The 19477-nt window shown below is 37.2% G+C and carries 20 protein-coding genes; 16 read left to right on the plus strand and 4 right to left on the minus strand.

Going from position 1 to position 19477, the window contains the following annotated elements:
• The first annotated feature begins 8 nt into the window (after window positions 1–8).
• From yiaK (A6A10_RS00710) to A6A10_RS00770, 13 genes are all read left to right on the plus strand, one after another.
• Entirely contained in the window at window positions 9–1007 is a 999-nt protein-coding gene (gene yiaK / locus A6A10_RS00710; protein WP_121123047.1) for a 3-dehydro-L-gulonate 2-dehydrogenase, read from the plus strand.
• A 104-nt stretch (window positions 1008–1111) separates the two neighbouring features.
• On the plus strand, window positions 1112–1579 hold the full coding sequence (locus A6A10_RS00715; protein WP_121123049.1) for a NanQ anomerase/TabA/YiaL family protein: 468 nt from the start codon (window positions 1112–1114) through the stop codon (window positions 1577–1579).
• A 6-nt stretch (window positions 1580–1585) separates the two neighbouring features.
• A complete protein-coding gene (locus A6A10_RS00720; RefSeq protein ID WP_121123051.1) occupies window positions 1586–2068 on the plus strand; it encodes a TRAP transporter small permease in 483 nt (160 codons plus the stop codon).
• A complete protein-coding gene (locus A6A10_RS00725) occupies window positions 2065–3345 on the plus strand; it encodes a TRAP transporter large permease subunit (RefSeq protein ID WP_121123053.1) in 1281 nt (426 codons plus the stop codon). The genes A6A10_RS00720 and A6A10_RS00725 overlap by 4 nt, the downstream gene beginning before the upstream one ends.
• Window positions 3346–3360: 15 nt before the next feature.
• Window positions 3361–4347, plus strand: a complete 987-nt coding sequence (locus A6A10_RS00730; RefSeq protein WP_121123055.1) for a TRAP transporter substrate-binding protein — start codon at window positions 3361–3363, stop codon at window positions 4345–4347.
• Between the two features lie 80 nt (window positions 4348–4427).
• Entirely contained in the window at window positions 4428–5942 is a 1515-nt protein-coding gene (locus A6A10_RS00735) for a sugar ABC transporter ATP-binding protein (protein ID WP_121123057.1), read from the plus strand.
• Window positions 5943–5991: 49 nt separating this feature from the next.
• Window positions 5992–7035, plus strand: a complete 1044-nt coding sequence (locus A6A10_RS00740) for an ABC transporter permease (protein WP_121123058.1) — start codon at window positions 5992–5994, stop codon at window positions 7033–7035.
• Between the two features lie 18 nt (window positions 7036–7053).
• The gene (locus A6A10_RS00745; protein WP_121123061.1) at window positions 7054–8163 is read left to right on the plus strand and encodes an ABC transporter substrate-binding protein; all 1110 of its coding nucleotides are present in this window, start codon (window positions 7054–7056) and stop codon (window positions 8161–8163) included.
• A 73-nt stretch (window positions 8164–8236) separates the two neighbouring features.
• Window positions 8237–9124 carry an SMP-30/gluconolactonase/LRE family protein gene (locus A6A10_RS00750; RefSeq protein ID WP_121123063.1) on the plus strand — a complete coding sequence of 296 codons (888 nt, stop codon included), beginning with the start codon at window positions 8237–8239 and terminating at the stop codon, window positions 9122–9124.
• 10 nt (window positions 9125–9134) lie between these two features.
• Complete coding sequence (locus A6A10_RS00755) at window positions 9135–10595, plus strand: FGGY-family carbohydrate kinase (RefSeq protein ID WP_121123064.1); 1461 nt, start codon at window positions 9135–9137, stop codon at window positions 10593–10595.
• A 91-nt stretch (window positions 10596–10686) separates the two neighbouring features.
• A complete protein-coding gene (gene yiaK / locus A6A10_RS00760) occupies window positions 10687–11685 on the plus strand; it encodes a 3-dehydro-L-gulonate 2-dehydrogenase (RefSeq protein ID WP_121123066.1) in 999 nt (332 codons plus the stop codon).
• A gap of 138 nt (window positions 11686–11823) precedes the next feature.
• Entirely contained in the window at window positions 11824–13461 is a 1638-nt protein-coding gene (gene yidC / locus A6A10_RS00765) for a membrane protein insertase YidC (protein WP_121123068.1), read from the plus strand.
• A 73-nt stretch (window positions 13462–13534) separates the two neighbouring features.
• Window positions 13535–14005 carry a YchJ family protein gene (locus A6A10_RS00770; RefSeq protein ID WP_121123070.1) on the plus strand — a complete coding sequence of 157 codons (471 nt, stop codon included), beginning with the start codon at window positions 13535–13537 and terminating at the stop codon, window positions 14003–14005.
• A gap of 44 nt (window positions 14006–14049) precedes the next feature.
• Here the strand turns inward: A6A10_RS00770 and mscL are convergent, their stop codons facing one another.
• Window positions 14050–14448 (minus strand): large-conductance mechanosensitive channel protein MscL, encoded by a 399-nt coding sequence (gene mscL / locus A6A10_RS00775; RefSeq protein WP_121123072.1) that lies wholly within the window; start codon window positions 14446–14448, stop codon window positions 14050–14052.
• 94 nt (window positions 14449–14542) lie between these two features.
• Window positions 14543–15073, minus strand: a complete 531-nt coding sequence (hemG, locus tag A6A10_RS00780) for a menaquinone-dependent protoporphyrinogen IX dehydrogenase (RefSeq protein WP_121123074.1) — start codon at window positions 15071–15073, stop codon at window positions 14543–14545.
• A gap of 115 nt (window positions 15074–15188) precedes the next feature.
• Between hemG and ubiE the strand changes: the two genes are divergently transcribed.
• Window positions 15189–15962, plus strand: a complete 774-nt coding sequence (gene ubiE, locus A6A10_RS00785) for a bifunctional demethylmenaquinone methyltransferase/2-methoxy-6-polyprenyl-1,4-benzoquinol methylase UbiE (protein ID WP_121123076.1) — start codon at window positions 15189–15191, stop codon at window positions 15960–15962.
• 25 nt (window positions 15963–15987) lie between these two features.
• Window positions 15988–16620: a ubiquinone biosynthesis accessory factor UbiJ gene (locus A6A10_RS00790; RefSeq protein ID WP_121123077.1), complete on the plus strand. Its 633-nt coding sequence runs from the start codon at window positions 15988–15990 to the stop codon at window positions 16618–16620.
• Window positions 16621–16680: 60 nt separating this feature from the next.
• On the opposite strand, the gene A6A10_RS00795 is transcribed toward A6A10_RS00790, so the two are convergent.
• Window positions 16681–17346, minus strand: coding sequence for an NAD(P)H-dependent oxidoreductase (locus tag A6A10_RS00795; protein ID WP_121123079.1), 666 nt, complete (start codon window positions 17344–17346; stop codon window positions 16681–16683).
• Window positions 17347–17583: 237 nt separating this feature from the next.
• On the opposite strand from A6A10_RS00795, the gene glnA reads away from it, so the two are divergent.
• Window positions 17584–19005: a type I glutamate--ammonia ligase gene (gene glnA / locus A6A10_RS00800; protein ID WP_121123081.1), complete on the plus strand. Its 1422-nt coding sequence runs from the start codon at window positions 17584–17586 to the stop codon at window positions 19003–19005.
• 47 nt (window positions 19006–19052) lie between these two features.
• Here the strand turns inward: glnA and A6A10_RS00805 are convergent, their stop codons facing one another.
• Window positions 19053–19472: a hotdog fold thioesterase gene (locus A6A10_RS00805; protein WP_121123083.1), complete on the minus strand. Its 420-nt coding sequence runs from the start codon at window positions 19470–19472 to the stop codon at window positions 19053–19055.
• Between the last annotated feature and the right edge of the window lie 5 nt (window positions 19473–19477).

Genomic DNA, 19477 nt, shown 5'->3' on the forward strand with positions numbered 1-19477 from the left:
GGTATTAAATGAAAGTCTCTTATGATGAATTAAAAGCAGAATTTAAGCGCGTATTATTATCTCGAAATGTGAGAGAAGATTTAGCTGAAGAATGTGCAACAATGTTTGCTGACACCACAGAATCTGGCGTTTATTCTCACGGAGTGAACCGTTTTCCTCGTTTTATTTCGCAACTTGAAAAAGGCGATATTATGCCAGAGGCAGAAGCAACAAAAGTGCTTTCTCTAGGAGCAATTGAGCAATGGGATGCACATCAAGCAATAGGAAACTTAACAGCGAAAAAAATGATGGATCGTGCAATGAAAATTGCTGATGAATTTGGCATTGGTGTGGTTGCACTAAAAAATGCTAATCACTGGATGCGTGGTGGAGGATATGGTTGGCAAGCGGCAGAAAAAGGTTATATCGGAATTTGTTGGACAAACTCTATTGCTGTTATGCCACCTTGGGGGGCCAAAGAATGTCGTATTGGTACTAACCCATTAATTATTGCTATCCCATCATCACCAATTACTATGGTAGATATGTCTTGCTCCATGTATTCTTATGGAATGTTAGAAGTACACCGTCTTGCTGGTCGTCAGACTTTTGTTGATGCAGGCTTTGATGATGATGGCAATTTAACCCGTGATCCAGGAATTGTTGAAAAAAATCGTCGTTTATTACCAATGGGATTCTGGAAAGGATCTGGTTTATCTATCGTGCTAGATATGATTGCAACATTACTTTCTAATGGCTTATCTGTTGCTGAAGTAACTGAAGAAAAAGATGACGAATATTGTGTTTCACAAATTTTTATTGCCATTGAGGTTGATCGTCTCATTGATGGTAAAACTAAAGATGAGAAACTTAATAAGATTATTGAATATGTTAAAACGGCAGAGCGTTCGGATCCTGATGTTGCAGTACGTTTGCCTGGGCATGAATTTACTGCAATCAGAGCAGAAAACAAAGCAAACGGCATTCCAGTAGATGATTCTGTTTGGGAAAAATTGAAATCACTTTAATGATTTATTAATCAATAGCTTGAGAAAGAAATTGTGATCGGTGAGATGAATCAAAAGTTTTGCAATTTCTTTCTTAATACAACCAACAATAATAAGGAAGCGCTATGTTTTTCGATCATATTTCCACAGTCAATTTGGATCGTTATCCAAAAGCAATTCAAACGGCTCTGACTTATTTAAAAGAAACTGATTTTGATTCGTTGGCAACAGGGCGTTATGAAATAAAAGGTGATTTAATTTATGCTCAAGTTTTAGATTTAGAAACCTATGAAAAATCATCTATTTTGCCAGAAGTTCATCGTAATTATCTTGATGTCCAGTATCTTCATTCTGGTACAGAGAAAATTGGGATCGCAATTGATTTAGGCAATAATCCAATCGCTAAAGATTATGATCCTGAGCGAGATATTCTATTTTATTCAGATGTTTCTGATGAATCAGAATTAGTGATGAGACCTGGCAATTTTGCAGTATTTTTTCCTGAAGATATCCATCGCCCCGCATGTATTAATATTGCTTACAGCAAGATTAAAAAAATTGTTGTAAAGATCGCAATGAGTGAATTGGAGTAATGTGTTATGGAAAGAATTATTCATTTTGTCAGTAAGATTTTAGAAATTTTTGTAATTGTTATTCTTGCCACAATGTCTATTCTTGTCTTTCTCAATGTTGTTTTGCGTTATGGCTTTAATAGTAGTATTAATGTGACAGAGGAAGTTTCTCGTTATCTTTTTGTTTGGTTGACTTTCCTTGGCGCCATTTTAGCTTTTAATGAAAATCAACATGTAAATGTGTCAATTTTAACACAACGCTTGTCAGTGGTTAAAAAACATTGGTTAGGAGTGATAACAGATGCAATGATTCTTTTTTGTTGTTATTTGATCATTGACGGTAGCTGGATACAGTTTCAGCTCAATTTACATAATCTTTCTCCTATTTCAGAGATTCCAACAGCAATAACCTATTTAGCAAGCCTTGTATCGAGCACTTTTATTGCCATATTAGTCTTAATCAGAATTGTTGCTGCAATTCGTGTAGGTATTAAAGGAGTAAGCCAATGACAGTTGTTATTTTTATTTCTGTATTACTTGGTGCAATTCTTTTAGGCATTCCTGTTGCTTTTGCACTTTTAGTCTGTGGTGTAGCATTAATGCTCCATCTCGATCTGTTTGATTCTCAAATATTAGCTCAACAATTAGTAAGTGGTGCGGATAGCTTCTCTTTACTTGCAATACCTTTCTTCGTCTTAGCTGGTGAAATAATGAATGAGGGTGGATTATCCAAACGTATCATTGACTTACCGATGAAACTCGTTGGACACAAACGTGGTGGATTGGGTTTTGTGGCGATTTTAGCCGCGATGATTATGGCAAGCCTTTCAGGATCAGCTGTGGCTGATACAGCAGCAGTGGCAGCGATGTTATTACCGATGATGAAAACAACGGGTTATCCACTCGATCGTTCTGCTGGTCTAATTGGTACAGCAGGCATTATTGCTCCAATCATTCCTCCATCCATCCCATTTATTGTATTCGGTGTAGCGAGTGGCGTGTCTATTACTAAATTATTCCTCGCAGGTATTTTCCCTGGGATTTTTATGGGATGTTGTTTAGGCGCTTTATGGTGGTGGCAGGCGAAACGCTTAAATTTAATGACATTTTCTAAAGCGACAAAAGAAGAACTTTGTATTTCATTTAAAAACAGTATTTGGGCATTGTTACTCCCTGTAATTATCATTGGTGGTTTCCGTTCAGGTATTTTTACGCCTACTGAAGCTGGGGCTGTAGCTGCCTTTTACGCTTTGGTTGTTTCACTCTTTGTTTATCGTGAGTTGAAATTTAAAGATTTATATAAAGTATTGCTTGCAGCGGGTAAAACAACATCTGTTGTAATGTTATTAGTAGCCGCGGCAAATGTAACAGGATGGTTGATTACCATTGCTGAACTTCCACAAATGATGACTGAGTTATTGGAGCCATTAATTGATTCTCCAACATTATTACTTATTGTCATTATGGTAGTGGTATTTGTGATTGGCATGGTAATGGATCTAACGCCAACTGTGTTAATTCTTACTCCAGTACTTATGCCTTTAGTCGAAGAAGCAGGAATTGATCCTGTTTATTTCGGGGTGCTATTTATTTTAAACACCTCAATTGGCTTAATTACCCCACCAGTGGGTAATGTATTAAATGTTATCGTAGGAGTATCTAAATTGCCATTTGATAAAGCTGCCCGAGGGATTGCACCTTATATGTTGATGATGGTTGTATTACTGTTTGCTTTCATATTCTTCCCATCATTAATTCTCACACCACTTAAGTGGTTACAACCTTAATTCAAGGAGATTTTTATGAAATTTTTCAACTTAAAAACATTAGCAACCTTAGTGACCAGTTTTACACTATTATCTGCCACTGCGATGGCTACAACTTCACTACGTTTTGGCTATGAAGCTCCACGTAGCGATACGCAACATGAAGCAGCAAAAAAATTCAATGAATTACTCAAAGAAAAAACAGATGGTGAGGTAAAACTCACTTTATTCCCAGATAGCACATTAGGTAATGCACAAACCATGATTGGTGCAGTACGTGGTGGGACTATTGATTTAGAAATGTCAGGCTCTCCAAATTTTTCAGGCTTAGTATCTAATCTAAATGCAATTGATATTCCTTTTATCTTCAAAAACCGTGAGCACGCTTATGCAGTATTAGATGGTGAAATTGGACAAGGTCTATTAAAAGAATTAGAAGATCAAGGTTTAAAAGGATTAGCATTCTGGGAAGTTGGATTCCGTTCATTCACAAACTCCAAGCATCCAGTAAATACACCTGATGATATTAAAGGATTGAAAGTTCGTACTAACCAAAACCCAATGTATATTGAAGCATTTAGTTTACTTGGTGCAAACCCAGTTCCAATGCCACTTTCTGAATTATATACCGCTCTTGAAACAAGAGCTGTTGATGCACAAGAACATCCAATCGGTATTTTCTGGTCTGCAAAATTATATGAAGTACAAAAATATTTAAGCTTAACTAACCACGGTTATACCCCATTAATCGTTGTAATGAATAAAGCAAAATTTGATGGGCTCTCTCCAGAATTTCAACAAGCGATTGTTGAAAGCGCCCAAGAAGCAGGTAAATATCAACGTCAATTAAATTTTGATAATGAAAAAGGTATTATCGAACAATTGAAAAAAGAAGGTGTTGAAGTTATTGAAGATGTGGATAACAAACCATTTAAAGCAATTATTGAAGCAGATGTACGTAAAGCTTTCATTGAAAAAAATGGCGATTCATTAGTTAAAAAAATTGATGCATTAGCTGAATAATAACAAGCGGTAAGATTGTGTAAAAATTTTGCATAATCCTACCGCTCAAGCTTCATTTCCTTAATAAACAGGAAGATATTATGACAACAAAACAGCCTATTTTAAGACTGCAGAATATCGTTAAAAAGTTTGGAAGTAATATTGCTGTTAATGATGTAAGCCTTGATATTCATTCCGGAGAAGTTGTTGCACTATTGGGTGAAAATGGTGCAGGAAAATCAACTCTAATCAAAATCCTTGCGGGTATTTATACTCGAGATAGCGGGGATATTTTTCTTCATGATCAAAAAATCCAATCTGCTGTTTCTATTGAAAAAGGAAACAAAAAGCCTATTGCCTTTATTCACCAAGATCTTGGTTTGATTGAGTGGATGACAATTGCTGAAAATATGGCATTTGTGATGGGATTCCCTCGTCGTTTTGGATTGATTAATTGGAAAAAGATTCGAGAGCAAGCCCAACAAGCTTTAGATTTTGTTGGGATTCAATTATCGGCAGATACTCGTGTATTTGACCTTAGCCGTACAGAAAAAGCCTTGCTTGCAATTGCTCGAGCAATTGCGATTAAGGCGGAAGTATTAGTGCTTGATGAACCCACAGCCTCTTTACCTGCTAGTGATGTAGAACACTTATTTACCGTATTAAATCACCTTCGCTCAGAAGGAATGGGCATGATTTATGTCACCCACCGTCTTGATGAAGTGATTGCAATTTCTGATCGTATTCTAGTCATGAGAGATGGTTTCCCTGTTGCTGAAGGTAAAACGAAAGACTATGACGTAAAAGGCTTAGTTAAAGCGATTGTAGGTGAGGAAACTCGAGGTAGACAGCGTGTTCCACTCCCTGAGAATACACCAGAGATTTTAAAACTAGATAGTGTCACTATCGGTGATACTGGACCAGTTTCATTTAGTTTACATAAAGGTGAAATGATTGCACTTGCAGGATTAAGAGGAGCAGGGCAAGAAGAAATTGGTCGATTGTTATTTGGTTTATCACATATTGATGGCGGATCAATACAGTTAAATAATTCACCTTATGTTGCTCATTCTCCTCAGGATGCAATTAAAAAAGGGATTTCACTTGTTGCAGGAGATAGAACAAAAGAAAGTTTGGTCATGTCGATGACAACCACTGAAAACCTATTTATCAATCCAACATTAAGTGGTCATAGTCCTCTTAAACGATACAGCCGAAAAGAAGAATGGAAAGAAAGTTGGTATAAATTTCAACTTTTTGATATTCGTCCTAAAAATTTATTTATTGATGTTAGTGCGTTATCGGGCGGTAACCAACAAAAAATTGTGGTAGCACGTTGGATGCACTTGAATACTCCTATTCTTATTTTAGAGGATCCAACTGCTGGTGTAGATGTTGGTGCGAGAGCAGAAATTTACGATCTACTCAATAAGGCATTGGGAGAAGGTACAGCCATTATTGTGATTTCAACGGATTTCGAAGAAATAGCCCATCTTTGTAATCGAGCGATTGTCTTTAACCGTGGTGAAATTGCAGGCGAACTGATTAATGAGGATGTGTCTTTTGCAAATTTATTAGCCTTAGCATCAGACAGTAAATCTAAACAAGTCAATTAATTTTTATCAATTACCTAGTGAATCAATAGTAGGTAAAGAGGAGTAATTTATGGCTCAAACAAATATTAAATCCACAGCATTAGAGCAACCTGTTTCCATTGCTCGTGATGGATTTTTTGCATGGTTCTCGCAGATGTCAACGAGATATGGTCTGTTATGGTTATGTATCTTATTGGTCATTATTTTTTCATTAACAACAGAATCTTTCGCCTCAATGCTAACGTTAAATGCGATCTTAGAAAGTAAATCTAAAATTGCCTTATTAGCATTAGCAGCAACGACGACAATGATCGTTGGGAAAATCGATTTGAACGTCGGTTTTGGTATTGTGTTATGGCACATCTTAGCCATCACACTACAAGTGCAATATGGCTTTTCTTGGCAAATGGCGATCTTAATTGTATTAGTTATTGCCGCATTGTACGGATTATTAAACGGGATTTTAGTTGCCTTAGCCGATATTGATAGCTTTGTTGCAACATTAGGTTCAGGAACAGTGCTTTACGCTGTTGCACTTTGGCACTCAGGTGGGCGTCAAATTGTAGGGGATTTACCCGATGGATTTATTGAATTAAATAGTACAGAAATCTTTGGTTTACCGATTTCTGCTTTTTATGTATTAATTATTGCGATTGTCATGTGGTTAGTGACAGAGCATACCCCAGTAGGTCGCTGTATGTATGCGGTGGGTGGAAACCCTGTAGCAGCGAGATTAAATGGTATCAATGTTAAGAAATATACAATTTTCTCATTTATGGTATCAAGCATCATTACTGCATTTACTGGTGTTTTAATTGCCGCACAACAAGGTGTTGGGCAAGCAAGTGTGGGGATGGATTATCTTCTTCCTGCACTCGTAGGAGCTTTCCTTGGTAGTACAACAATTCGTCCTGGAAGAATTAATGTTTGGGGAACTGTCGTTGGTATTGCGATTTTAGCGATTGGTATTTCAGGTATCCAACAATTCGGTGGTGCGTTCTGGGTTGAGCCATTATTCAATGGTGCAACATTATTACTCTCAATCACAATTGCGGGTTACGCACAACGTAGACGTTTATTAAATCAAAAAGCAGTACACAAGAAAACAAACTAACCTAAAGAGGAATCAATTATGAAACGTTATTTTCATCGCACTCTCACGACAATTGCAACGTTAGTTGCCGTTTCAACTATGAGCAATAGCGTATTTGCAAATGACCCATTTGTAGACGAGGCAAAACAACTTGTTGCAGCGGCAACTGCTAAACAAGAAACGTGGAATGGCCCTGTTTCTGGACCTGAATTACAACAAGATAAAACCATTATTTTTATCGCATCAGATATGAAAAATGGTGGTGTGCTTGGTGTCATAGATGGCATGAAAGAAGCAGTAGAAGCAACAGGTTGGACGTTAGATGTGCTTGATGGAGCCGGATCAGTCAATAACCAATTATCTGCGTTAAACCAAGCAATTGCACGTCAACCCGATGCGATTGTGATTGGTGGTTGGAACCCAAATGTAGCGAGAATCCCATTACAAAAAGCAGTAAAAAATGGTATTCAATTAGTTGCATGGCACGCAACGCCTGAACCAGGTCCAATTGATAAATATGGTATTTATTACAATGTCACATCTGATTCAGATGAAATCGCAAAACTTTCTGCAATGTTAGCTGTAGCAAATTCTGAAGGTAAAGCAAAAGTAGTCATTCTTACGGATTCTCTTTACGAAATTGCATTAAGAAAAGCAAACGTAATGAAAGAAGTGATCGAACAATGTCAAGACTGCCAAGTATTAGAGTTTATTGATACGCCACTTGCTGATACATCAAGCCGCATGCCGAACTTAACCTTTAATTTATTACAAAAATATGGTGATGATTTAGAGTACGCATTATCAATCAACGATCTCTATTTTGATTTTATGGCACCATCTTTACGCACAGCGAATAAAGATCGCCCATATAACATCTCAGCAGGAGATGGTTCTGTAACGGCTTACCAACGTATCCGTAACAATGATAAACAGTTTGCTACAGTACCTGAACCACTTAACTTACACGGTTGGCAGTTAGTTGATGAATTAAATCGTGCATTTGCAAAACAAGCACCATCTGGCTATGTCACTCCAGCTCATCTTGTAACAAAAGAAAATGTGGGATTTGATGGCGGAGAAAACAATCTTTATGATCCACAAAATGGTTATAAAGACGCTTACAAAGCAATCTGGAAAATCAAATAATAAATAAAGTAAGCGGTAAGATTTGCACAATATTTTGCAGATCTTACCGCTTTTTTGATAGAGGTGTATTGAGATGAATAACATTAAATTTGAAGTCTATCACGATCAGTTTTATCAATTAGTGGGATCACAATTTCACTTAGACGAATTATTTAGTGAGGCGGTTTGGGCGGAAGGTCCCGCTTGGAATAGTCAAAACCAAACGTTATTTTTTAGTGATGTAAAAGCCAATAAATTATATTGTTGGAATGCAGAAAAAGGTATTCAAACAGTACGCTCTCCTTCTTATTTTTCTAATGGTAATGCTATCGATCTTCAAGGTAATTTAATCAGTTGTGAACACGGACGTAGAGGTATTAGTCGAACCGATCAGCAAGGCAACCTTGAATTACTGGTTGATAGTTTAGATGGCAAACGCCTAAATTCTCCAAATGATGTTATCGTAAAATCAGACGGCACAATCTGGTTTACCGATCCTCCTTATGGCATTTTAAGTGATCAAGAAGGCAAAAAATCGCCAAGTGAAATTATCGGGTGTTACGTCTATCGTTTTGATCCAAAAACACAACAACTCAATATTGCTACTTTCAACACAATGCGTCCTAACGGATTGGCGTTTTCGCCCGACGAATCTAAATTATTTGTTGCGGATATGTCTGTCGTGGAATTTAATACAGATGGTTTACATCATTTAGTGGTGTTTGATATAGAGGGAAATTACCTTAAAAATAGACGAAATGTGGCAGAAATTTCTCCCGGTATTCCTGATGGATTCTGTATTGCCAATAATGAAGTGATTTTTTGTAGCTGTGAAACAGGGCTTGTGGTGTTATCTACTGATGGTACATTATTAGGGCGTTTTATTTTAGATAAAACGACTTCAAACTGTACTTTTGGTGATGATCAAAAAACACTCTTTATTACCGCAACTAATAGCGTGTATCGTTTAACTATTCAGTAAGGGACTAAAAATGAATTACTACCTAGGTGTAGATTGTGGTGGCACTTTTATCAAAGCCACATTGTTTGATAATACAGGTGAAATGCTCGCCTCTGAACGCAAAAATGTTGAGGTAATCAGTGAACAATCTGGCTATGCGGAGCGTGATATGCCACAACTATGGCAAGTATGTGCAGAGGTTATAAAAAATACCGTACAAAAAAGTGGCGTTGAGCCAACACAAATTAAAGGTGTTGGTATTTCTGCACAAGGCAAAGGGGCATTTTTATTAGATAAACAAAATCAACCGCTAGGTAGAGCCATTTTATCCTCTGATCAACGCTCAATAGAGATTGTAAAACGTTGGCAAGCTGAAAATATCCCAGCCACCTTATATCCAATCACTCGCCAAACATTATGGACAGGACATCCTGTATCTATTTTGCGTTGGATTAAAGAGAATGAGCCACAACGTTATGAGTCAATCGGGGCGATTTTAATGTCCCACGATTACCTACGTTTTTGCTTAACGGATCAACTCTCTTGTGAAGAAACCAATATTTCTGAATCCAATTTATACAATATGGCAAAAGGGGAATACGATTCACACTTAGCTGATATTTTAGGGATTCTAGAAGTGATGGATAAACTCCCACCAATTGTTAAACCGAATAAGGTTGCGGGCTATGTTACAGCTGCTGCAGCTAAACTCACAGGGTTAGCCGAAGGCACGGCAGTAGTTGGTGGACTCTTTGACGTGGTTTCTACGGCAAGATGTGCTAATTTAAACGATGAAAATACGCTAAATGCCGTCTTAGGTACTTGGTCGGTGGTAAGTGGCATTACGCAACGGATTGACGATAGCCAATCATTACCCTTTGTGTATGGTCGTTACATAGAAGACAACCATTTTATCGTACATGAAGCCAGCCCAACTTCTGCTGGTAACCTAGAATGGTTTATCAAACAATGGAATTTGGATTATCAACAAATTAATCAACAAATTTCAGCCTTACCGCCAGCGGAAAGTTCTGTACTGTTTATCCCATTCTTATATGGTTCAAATGCAAAATTAGGCATGAAAGCAGGTTTTTACGGTATGCAAGCCCATCATACCCAAGCGCATTTATTACAAGCGATTTATGAAGGGGTACTTTTCAGCTTAATGCACCATCTAACCCGAATGAAACAACGTTTCCCTAATGCAAATGTATTACGTGTGACAGGCGGACCAACCAAATCGCCAGTCTGGATGCAAATGCTGGCAGATTTAACTGGAATGGCATTAGAAATTCCAAACGTAGAAGAAACAGGCTGTTTAGGGGCGGCATTAATGGCAATGCAAAGTGCAGGCGAGGATATTTCCCATATCAAAGCCTTAAATGACACAATGAATAGAGTTGAACCGAACCGAGCAAATTTCTCCGCTTATCAGAAAAAATACCAAGCGTATCAAAACTTGGTACAAGTATTAGCGAATCTGAATGAGTAGCTTAATTTGTTTTTGATACTCAATTGACATTTATTGTTCAAAACAGTAGCTTTTTAGATCGTATTTTATTCTATGAAATCAGAGGTGTGACATGAAAGTATCTTATGATGAATTAAAAGCAGAATTTAAACGCGTACTATTATCCCGCAATGTGAGAGAAGATTTAGCCGAAGAGTGTGCAACAATGTTTGCTGATACAACGGAATATGGCGTTTTATCCCACGGTATAAATCGTTTCCCACATTTTATTTCCCAACTTGAAAAAGGGTATGTAGTACCTGATGCAGAGCCAACTAAAGCACTTTCTCTCGGTGCAATTGAACAATGGGATGCTCATCAAGCAATCGGTAATTTAACCGCCAAAAAAATGATGGATCGAGCAATGGAGATTGCCGATCAATTTGGGGTTGGGGTTGTCGCACTCAAAAATGCGACCCATTGGATGCGTGCAGGTACATACGGTTGGCAAGCGGCAGAGAAAGGTTATATCGGTGTTTGCTGGACTAACTCAATGGCGGCTATTCCACCTTGGGGATCAAAAGAACCTCGTCTTGGTACAAATCCTTTAGTGATTGCGATTCCTTCATCGCCAATCACAATGGTCGATATGTCTTGCTCAATGTACTCTTATGGTGCATTAGAAGTGCATCGTCTTGCGGGTCGTCAAACTGCGGTAGATGCAGGCTATGATGATGAAGGAAATTTAACTCGTGATCCAGCTATCGTTGAAAAAAATCATCGTGCATTGCCAATGGGATTCTGGAAAGGGTCAGGTTTATCTATTGTATTAGATATGATAGCAACACTACTTTCTAATGGGTTATCTAATTCAGATATTACAGCAGAAGGAAAGGGAGATGTGAGTGTTTCACAAGTCTTTATTGCCATTGAAGTCGATAGATTAATTGACGGCAAAACGAAAGATGAGAAACTCAATAAGATTATTGAATATGTAAAAACCGCAGAAAGAGTGGATCCTGATATCGCAATACGCTTACCGGGGCATAAATACCCTAAAGTAAAAGCCGACAATAAAGCCAATGGCATTGTGGTAAACGATTCTGTGTGGGAAAAATTAAAAGCCCTTTAGTGACTGATTAGAGTATGCATTACTAAACGAGCATTTATATGAAAAAGTCGGTTGGATCGTGGGGCAACCTATATTAGAATAGGTGCTTTTCTATATGTTTGGGGTCTCCCCATTTAACTTAACCACAGAGAATGTAAAATGAATTCAAACCGTAGTTTATTGCTTATGGGCTTGCTTCTTGTGTCATTTTTGATTTTTACACAATGGCAACAGGATTTTGATCCAGAAATTCAAGCACAAAGACAAGCGCAAGCACAGCAACAAGTAGTTACCCAAGGAACAGATGTTCCAACTTCATCTAGTAGTGCAATATCGGGCATTAATCAACAAGCAACTAGCGGAAAAACCATTACTGTTGAAAGTGATGTGTTACGCTTAACCATCGATACATTAGGAGGAGATGTTGTTGATTCTGACTTGCTTAAATTTGATGCTGAACTTAACTCTAATATACCTTTTGAGTTATTGAAAAATAATGGTCAAATCCAATATATCGCACAAAGTGGCTTAGTGGGTAAAAATGGGATTGATACTCCAGCAGGCAGAGCAGAGTATTCTGTATCTGGAGATAGTTTCAAATTAGCTGATGGACAAGATGAAATTTCTGTGCCATTGGTTTTAGAAAAAGATGGTGTAACTTATACAAAAATATTTACATTAAAACGTGGTAGTTACGACATCGCAGTAAATTATGATATTAATAACGCCACCACAGAAACTGTAGAAGTTCAACCATATGGGCAACTTAAGCACACCTTAATAGAAAATTCTGGTAACTTTGCAATGCCAACTTATACCGGTGGTGCTTATTCATCTTCTGAGGTCAATTATAAAAAATATGGCTTTGATGAGATGGAAAAAAGTAATTTATCAGTTGACACAAAAGCAGGTTGGGTAGCAATTTTACAACACTATTTCGTTTCTGCATGGATCCCTAACCAAGATCAAGATAATAGTCTGTATACTCGTACTGCTAATGGAGCAGGCACTATCGGTTATCGTGGTCCTTTAATGCAAATTGCACCAAATAGTGAAGCAACTATTACCAGTCATTTATGGACTGGTCCGAAAGATCAAGCAGCAATGGCTGAGGCTGCAAATAATTTTGATTTAACTGTTGATTATGGTTGGGCTTGGTTTATTGCTAAACCACTTTTCTGGTTACTAACTAATATTCAAAAATTAGTTGTAAACTGGGGATTAGCAATTATCTGTGTGACTATTGTTGTTAAATCAATTTTATATCCATTGACTAAAGCACAATATACTTCAATGGCAAAAATGCGTATGTTGCAACCTCGTATTCAAGAAATGCGTGAACGTTTTGGTGATGATCGCCAACGCATGAGTCAAGAAATGATGAAATTGTATAAAGAAGAAAAAGTAAATCCTATGGGTGGATGTTTACCAATTCTTCTACAAATGCCAATCTTCATTGCATTGTATTGGACATTTATGGAAGCGGTTGAATTACGTCATGCTCCATTCTTTGGTTGGATTCAAGATTTATCAGCACAAGACCCATACTACATCTTACCAGTGTTAATGGGGGCATCAATGTTCTTACTTCAAAAAATGTCACCAACACCTGTTGCTGATCCAACACAACAAAAAGTGATGACATTTATGCCAGTAGTTTTCACTGTTTTCTTCCTTTGGTTCCCTTCAGGATTAGTACTTTATTGGTTAACATCTAACTTAATTACGATTACGCAACAATGGTTGATTTATCGTGGGTTAGAGAAAAAAGGTTTACATTCACGAGTGAAGAAATAGACCATTATTAGAGTGAAAAGCCTGTGTGTAATCTGCGCAGGCTTTTTTTATATTAAGTTCATTTTCGTTGTAAATTATGACAAATACCTCTATGTGTCCTTGCCAATCAGGGAAATTATATGCAGATTGTTGTGAACCGTTACACTTAGGTAAGGAAAAGCCAAATAACGCAGAGCAACTTATGCGTTCTCGTTATACCGCGTATACACAATCCAATATTGATTATATTGTCGCAACGACAGTACCTAATCAGCAGCAGTCACTAGATAAAGAATTAATGACAGTGTGGAGTAAAACAACACAGTGGATGGGGCTAGAGATTATTCAGCATAATCCTAAGTTCAGTAAAAATCATGCAACCGTTGAATTTAAAGCATTGTTTAAAACTGATAATGGACAAGATGTACACCATGAATTATCACTTTTTGTGAATATTGATGATCGTTGGTTCTTTGTTGATCCTAATGTTAGGGTTTCGAAAAAACAGCCCTGTATTTGTGGTTCTGGAAAGAAATTTAAGCAGTGTTGTGGGGTGTTAATGTGATAAAAAAGCATCTTAATAAAGATGCTTTTAGCTCAGTTATTTTTTTATTTTTTCAATAAATCACGAATTTCAGTCAGTAATTTTTCTTCTGCTGATGGCTCAGGATCTTTTACTGGCTCTGGCTCAGGTGCTTTTTTCAGATTATTGATCATTTTCACCATAGCAAAAATAGCCATAGCCACGATTAAGAAGTCCAGTACATTTTGTAAAAACGCACCGTATTTAATCATAACCGCTTCAGTTTCACCTTGTGCTTCTTGAAGCACAATGGCTAAATCCTTAAAATCCATTCCTCCTACTAATAAGCCAATAGGTGGCATGATAATATCATTCACTAATGATGATACAATTTTACCGAATGCTGCACCAATGATGACACCGACAGCCAAATCAATAACATTTCCTTTTACCGCAAACTCACGGAATTCTTTTAATATACTCATTTTGTTACCTTAATAATTAATTTAAATTAAAAAATCTACCAAGCATGGTAGTTGATGTAGATTATAGGCGAATTAAAAAAAATGAATAATAGTTTTAACTTAATTTACGAATCTGTTCTGAAAATTGAGAAACTTGTTGCCAGTTGGTGTATTCATATTCCTTACTTGTATCGGTATCACCTTTAGTCATTTTCATAATAAAGCGAATCATTACGCGATCAAACCAACGATAGCGAGGGTAATATAGTGCTCCTGCAATCACTTTGACGATATTGGGTTGCCATTTGATTTTAGCTAATAGTTTACGAGTATAAACATTGGTTTCGGGAGTATTACGATTTGCTTTACGAGCGGTCAGATTCACACTAAAAAAAGCAGATTTTTTACTATTCAAAAGCGCATAATGCTGTTGAATAAATTTTTCTAATAAGGGGTCAAAATGCCCATAACGAATAGAGGCACCGATGACGATAGTGTCAAAGGATTGTAGTTTTTCTGAGGATATATGGAAATGCTCTCTGAGTGAAAGCACTTCCACTGTATCGTCATGAAATGTTGAGGCGATGTGTTCCGCAATCTTTTGGGTTTGACCATCTCTTGTTAAATAGAGTATTAATATTTTCATTATTCTGATCTCATAAATAATTTATTATCATCTTAGCAGATTTTGCAAAATATTAAGGAAATCTGACCGCTTTTTTGGTATTGTATTACTAATCTTCCTTTCAAATTTTTCTATTATGAACGAATTACAAAATACTCAAGAGTCTCAACAAGAAACAACCCATTTCGGTTTTAAAACAGTTGCTAAAGAAGAGAAACAACAGCTAGTTGCGAATGTTTTCCACAGCGTTGCAGATAAATATGACTTAATGAACGATTTACTTTCTTTTGGTATTCATCGTGTGTGGAAACGTTTTACCATAGATTGTAGTGGCGTTCGCAAAGGGCAAAAAGTATTGGATTTAGCGGGTGGTACAGGGGATTTTACCGCGAAATTTTCTCGCATTGTGGGTGAAACCGGTGAAGTTGTATTGGCGGATATTAATAGTTCAATGCTTGAAGTAGGACGTGATAAGTTACGTAATCTTGGCATTGTGGGGAATGTAGATTATGTCCAAGCCAATGCGGAAGCATTGCCTTTTGCCGACAATACCTTTGATTGTATCGTGATTAGTTTTGGTTTACGCAATGTGACTGATAAAGACAAAGCACTTCGCTCAATGTATCGAGTCTTAAAGCCGGGTGGTCGTTTATTAGTCCTTGAGTTTTCTAAACCAATTATTGACCCACTCAGACAAATTTATAATTTCTACTCATTTAATATTTTGCCTAAGGTAGGTGAAGCAGTCGTCAATGATGGGGATAGCTATCGCTATTTAGCGGAGTCTATTCGTATGCACCCTAAACAAGATGAATTAAAATCAATGATGGAAGATGCTGGTTTTGAAAGCGTTTCCTACTACAATTTGAGTGCGGGAATCGTAGCTTTACATCGTGGATATAAATTTTAATTAGCGTTTTAAGGGGGAATTTCTGATGAATCAAGTATCAGGTTTATTTGCACAATTGATGCTCCCACAGATTGCAATGGGAGGATTAGAAACCGCATTTAATACGTTAATTACTCGTTCTCCGCATGTATCTTCTATTTTGCGTAAGTTAGTTGGTAAGAATTTACATATTCATCTTAAGCATCCAACGATACAATTTGTGATGGTTTTTAGCGAAAAGCGTGTGGATTTTTTATCTAATTATGAAGGTGAAAGTGATTGCTCTGTCACATTAGAGGCGACCGCTTTACCTAAATTAGCCGATAAAGCTAAATTAACGGATTTAATCAATAATAAAAGCCTAGTATTAAAAGGTGATATTCAAGTCTTGCAACATTTTTCCAGTTTGCTTGATGAATTAGAAAAAGATCCAGCCGAACTTCTTTCTCCTTTTGTGGGAGATGTGGTTGCACAGACCTCAACGGATTTTGTAAAACAAATTATCTCTAAAGTGAATAAACGATTTAATACGGCAAATCAGGATATTGTTGATAATTTGATGGTAGAGCGTCCAGTGCTTGTACATAGACTACAAGCTGTGGATTTTTATGATCAAGTTGAGGAATTAGAGCAGCAAGCGGATAGATTAGAGAAAAAATTTGCAAAATTAGGCATTTAATAAAAGGTAAAAAGTGGAGTAGTTACTCCACTTTTTTTTGTGGTATCGCGAATATTGAATTTATTCAATCCAAGTGACAATTTCATCCATTGGTTTACGTAGTCTTGGTTTGATCTCTTTAGCACGATAGCCAAATGTTACCATAACTGAAACGCCCCATTCGTTAGGATCGAAAGCCCCTGCTTTTGCTAAAATTCGATTCACTTCATCATACTCAAATCCTTCGACAGGACAGCTATCAATGCCGACTAATGCTGCACCCGTCATCATATTGGCTAATGCGATATAAGTTTGCTTACTTGTCCAATCAAATAAGGTTCTTTCATTATCCGCAATATGTGCATCATCAATTTGAAATTTCTTATATTTTTCTAACGCAGCAGCTTGTTGTTCTGGTGCAGTTAGTCCTCGTCTAATCATAGATTCACGTAAAAACTCGGAATCATAACGTGCATTTTTTTTAGCTAAAATAGCGACTAAATGGCTTGCATCATCAACATGACTTTGCATTCCCCAACTTGATGGTTTTAGTTTTTGACGAAGTTCTTTATTTTGAATAACGACGAATTTCCAAGGTTCTGAGCCAACGGAACTTGGGGATAGACGCGCGAGTTCTAAAATATAATTAAAATCTTCAGCAGATATTTTTTTTGTTGGATCATAGTGGCGAGTTGACGCACGACGATGAAAACCTTCTAGTACTGCTTTTTTAGTAATAGTTGTCATAGAATTCTCCAATCACTTCTTAATATAAAAAATTAATTGACCAATCGGTCTAATGTTACAGTAATTTACAAAAAAACCAAAAGGATTTACCGTCTGCTAGTGTTATCACATAAAAATTATAAAATTTTTGATAATCCTTATTTAAACTTGAATCAAAATAAAGTATCTTTCTACCTTCGCAAAATATTTGTGAACATGTAGTTATTTCCCACTTTATTACGCAAGGATTTCCTAATTATGTCAGATGCTGTTGCCAATGTGGCAAAACTCATTAGAGAGAATGATATTAAGTTTGTATTACTCAAATTTACTGATATTCGCGGTAAAGAACATGGCGTGTCATTGCCTGTTTCGCTTGTTACTGACGATTTAGAAGATTTATTTGAGGACGGTAAAATGTTCGATGGGTCTTCGGTAGAAGGATGGCGAACGATTAACAAAGCCGATATGTTACTCATGCCAATTCCTGAAACTGCTGTTGTCGACCCTTTCGCTCAAATTCCAACCTTAACCATTCGTTGTAGTGTCTCTGACCCAAATACCATGCAAAGCTATGATCGCGATCCACGTTCAATTGCAATTCGCGCAGAAAATTATTTAAAATCAACAGGCATTGCTGATAGTGTCCTTTTCGGACCAGAACCTGAGTTCTTCTTATTCGACGATGTACGTTTTGGTGTTGGTATGAATGGTAATTCATACGAAGTGGATGATATTGAAGGTGCATGGAATACGAATAAACGTTATGAAGGCGGGAACAACGCTTATCGTCCACTGAAAAAAGGTGGATATTGTGCGATAGCGCCAAATGATACAGCTCATGATATCCGCTCAGAAATGTGCTTAATTATGGAAGAATTAGGCTTAGTGATTGAAGCACACCATCACGAAGTCGCTACCGCGGGACAAAATGAAATCGCAACACGTTTCAATAGCCTAACGTTAAAAGCAGATGAAACCCAAATTTACAAATATGTGGTACAAAACGTTGCAGTTGAGCATGGTAAAACCGCTTGTTTTATGCCAAAACCAATTATCGGTGATAATGGTTCGGGTATGCACTGTAATATGTCGTTGAGTAAAGATGGTAAGAACGTCTTTATGGGCGATAAATATGCAGGATTATCTGAAACTGCACTGTATTATATTGGTGGAATTATCAAACACGCGAAAGCATTAAATGCGTTTACTAACCCTACAACTAACTCTTATAAACGTTTAGTACCAGGATTTGAAGCGCCTGTTTTACTTGCTTATTCTGCAAGTAACCGTTCTGCATCCATTCGTATTCCTGCGGTAACTACACCAAAAGCAACGCGTGTAGAAGCACGTTTCCCTGATCCACTTGCTAACCCATATTTAGCGTTTTCTGCATTATTAATGGCAGGGCTTGATGGTGTGATTAATAAAATCCACCCAGGTGATGCAATGGATAAAAACTTATATGATTTACCACCAGAAGAATTGAAAGATATTCCAGCAGTGGCGAGCTCATTAGAAGAAGCTTTAGCTGCATTGGGACAAGATCATGACTTCTTAACACAAGGTGGGGTATTTACTAAAGATTTCATCGAAACCTATATTGAAATGAAACAAAAAGATGTAGAGCGTTTAAATATGACTCCACATCCTGTTGAATTTGAAATGTACTACGCATAATTTGTTGCTACATACATTTTATGATTGTGAGGACGCCACTTGGCGTCCTATTTTTTATCTAAAACTCGAACACTTAATCGTGATACGGCACAAAGCTCGTCTTTTTCGTTATAGATATCAATTTGCCACACTTGGCTTGAACCGCCTAGATGGACTGGCTTTGCTCTACCTCTTGCTTTACCTTGTCTCACTGCTTTTAAATGGCTGATATTTAGCTCTGTTCCTACTGGAATTTGGTTCTCATCACAGCATAATGCCGCACCAAGTGAACCTAATGTTTCTGCTAATGTTGCTGAAATACCGCCGTGTAATAGCCCAAAAGGTTGAACCGTACGATGATCAACAGGCACGGTTGCTTCTAAATAATCATCACCTTGTTGGGTAAATTCGATTCCTAAATGTGAGATAGCAGTTTGTTGGCAGAATTTATTGCAGTCTGCAAGTGACATTGTTTTTTTCCAGATCATGTTAT

The sequence above is a fragment of the Otariodibacter oris genome (assembly GCF_009684715.1).
Classification (GTDB): domain Bacteria; phylum Pseudomonadota; class Gammaproteobacteria; order Enterobacterales; family Pasteurellaceae; genus Otariodibacter; species Otariodibacter oris.

Bases quoted from the DNA above. Each gene is read 5' to 3' on its own strand.
- yiaK (WP_121123047.1), top strand. From the start codon at position 9: ATGAAAGTCTCTTATGATGAATTAAAAGCAGAATTTAAGCGCGTATTA.
- A6A10_RS00715 (WP_121123049.1), top strand. From the start codon at position 1,112: ATGTTTTTCGATCATATTTCCACAGTCAATTTGGATCGTTATCCAAAA.
- A6A10_RS00720 (WP_121123051.1), top strand. From the start codon at position 1,586: ATGGAAAGAATTATTCATTTTGTCAGTAAGATTTTAGAAATTTTTGTA.
- A6A10_RS00725 (WP_121123053.1), top strand. From the start codon at position 2,065: ATGACAGTTGTTATTTTTATTTCTGTATTACTTGGTGCAATTCTTTTA.
- A6A10_RS00730 (WP_121123055.1), top strand. From the start codon at position 3,361: ATGAAATTTTTCAACTTAAAAACATTAGCAACCTTAGTGACCAGTTTT.
- A6A10_RS00735 (WP_121123057.1), top strand. From the start codon at position 4,428: ATGACAACAAAACAGCCTATTTTAAGACTGCAGAATATCGTTAAAAAG.
- A6A10_RS00740 (WP_121123058.1), top strand. From the start codon at position 5,992: ATGGCTCAAACAAATATTAAATCCACAGCATTAGAGCAACCTGTTTCC.
- A6A10_RS00745 (WP_121123061.1), top strand. From the start codon at position 7,054: ATGAAACGTTATTTTCATCGCACTCTCACGACAATTGCAACGTTAGTT.
- A6A10_RS00750 (WP_121123063.1), top strand. From the start codon at position 8,237: ATGAATAACATTAAATTTGAAGTCTATCACGATCAGTTTTATCAATTA.
- A6A10_RS00755 (WP_121123064.1), top strand. From the start codon at position 9,135: ATGAATTACTACCTAGGTGTAGATTGTGGTGGCACTTTTATCAAAGCC.
- yiaK (WP_121123066.1), top strand. From the start codon at position 10,687: ATGAAAGTATCTTATGATGAATTAAAAGCAGAATTTAAACGCGTACTA.
- yidC (WP_121123068.1), top strand. From the start codon at position 11,824: ATGAATTCAAACCGTAGTTTATTGCTTATGGGCTTGCTTCTTGTGTCA.
- mscL (WP_121123072.1), bottom strand. From the start codon at position 14,448: ATGAGTATATTAAAAGAATTCCGTGAGTTTGCGGTAAAAGGAAATGTT.
- hemG (WP_121123074.1), bottom strand. From the start codon at position 15,073: ATGAAAATATTAATACTCTATTTAACAAGAGATGGTCAAACCCAAAAG.
- ubiE (WP_121123076.1), top strand. From the start codon at position 15,189: ATGAACGAATTACAAAATACTCAAGAGTCTCAACAAGAAACAACCCAT.
- A6A10_RS00790 (WP_121123077.1), top strand. From the start codon at position 15,988: ATGAATCAAGTATCAGGTTTATTTGCACAATTGATGCTCCCACAGATT.
- A6A10_RS00795 (WP_121123079.1), bottom strand. From the start codon at position 17,346: ATGACAACTATTACTAAAAAAGCAGTACTAGAAGGTTTTCATCGTCGT.
- glnA (WP_121123081.1), top strand. From the start codon at position 17,584: ATGTCAGATGCTGTTGCCAATGTGGCAAAACTCATTAGAGAGAATGAT.
- A6A10_RS00805 (WP_121123083.1), bottom strand. From the start codon at position 19,472: ATGATCTGGAAAAAAACAATGTCACTTGCAGACTGCAATAAATTCTGC.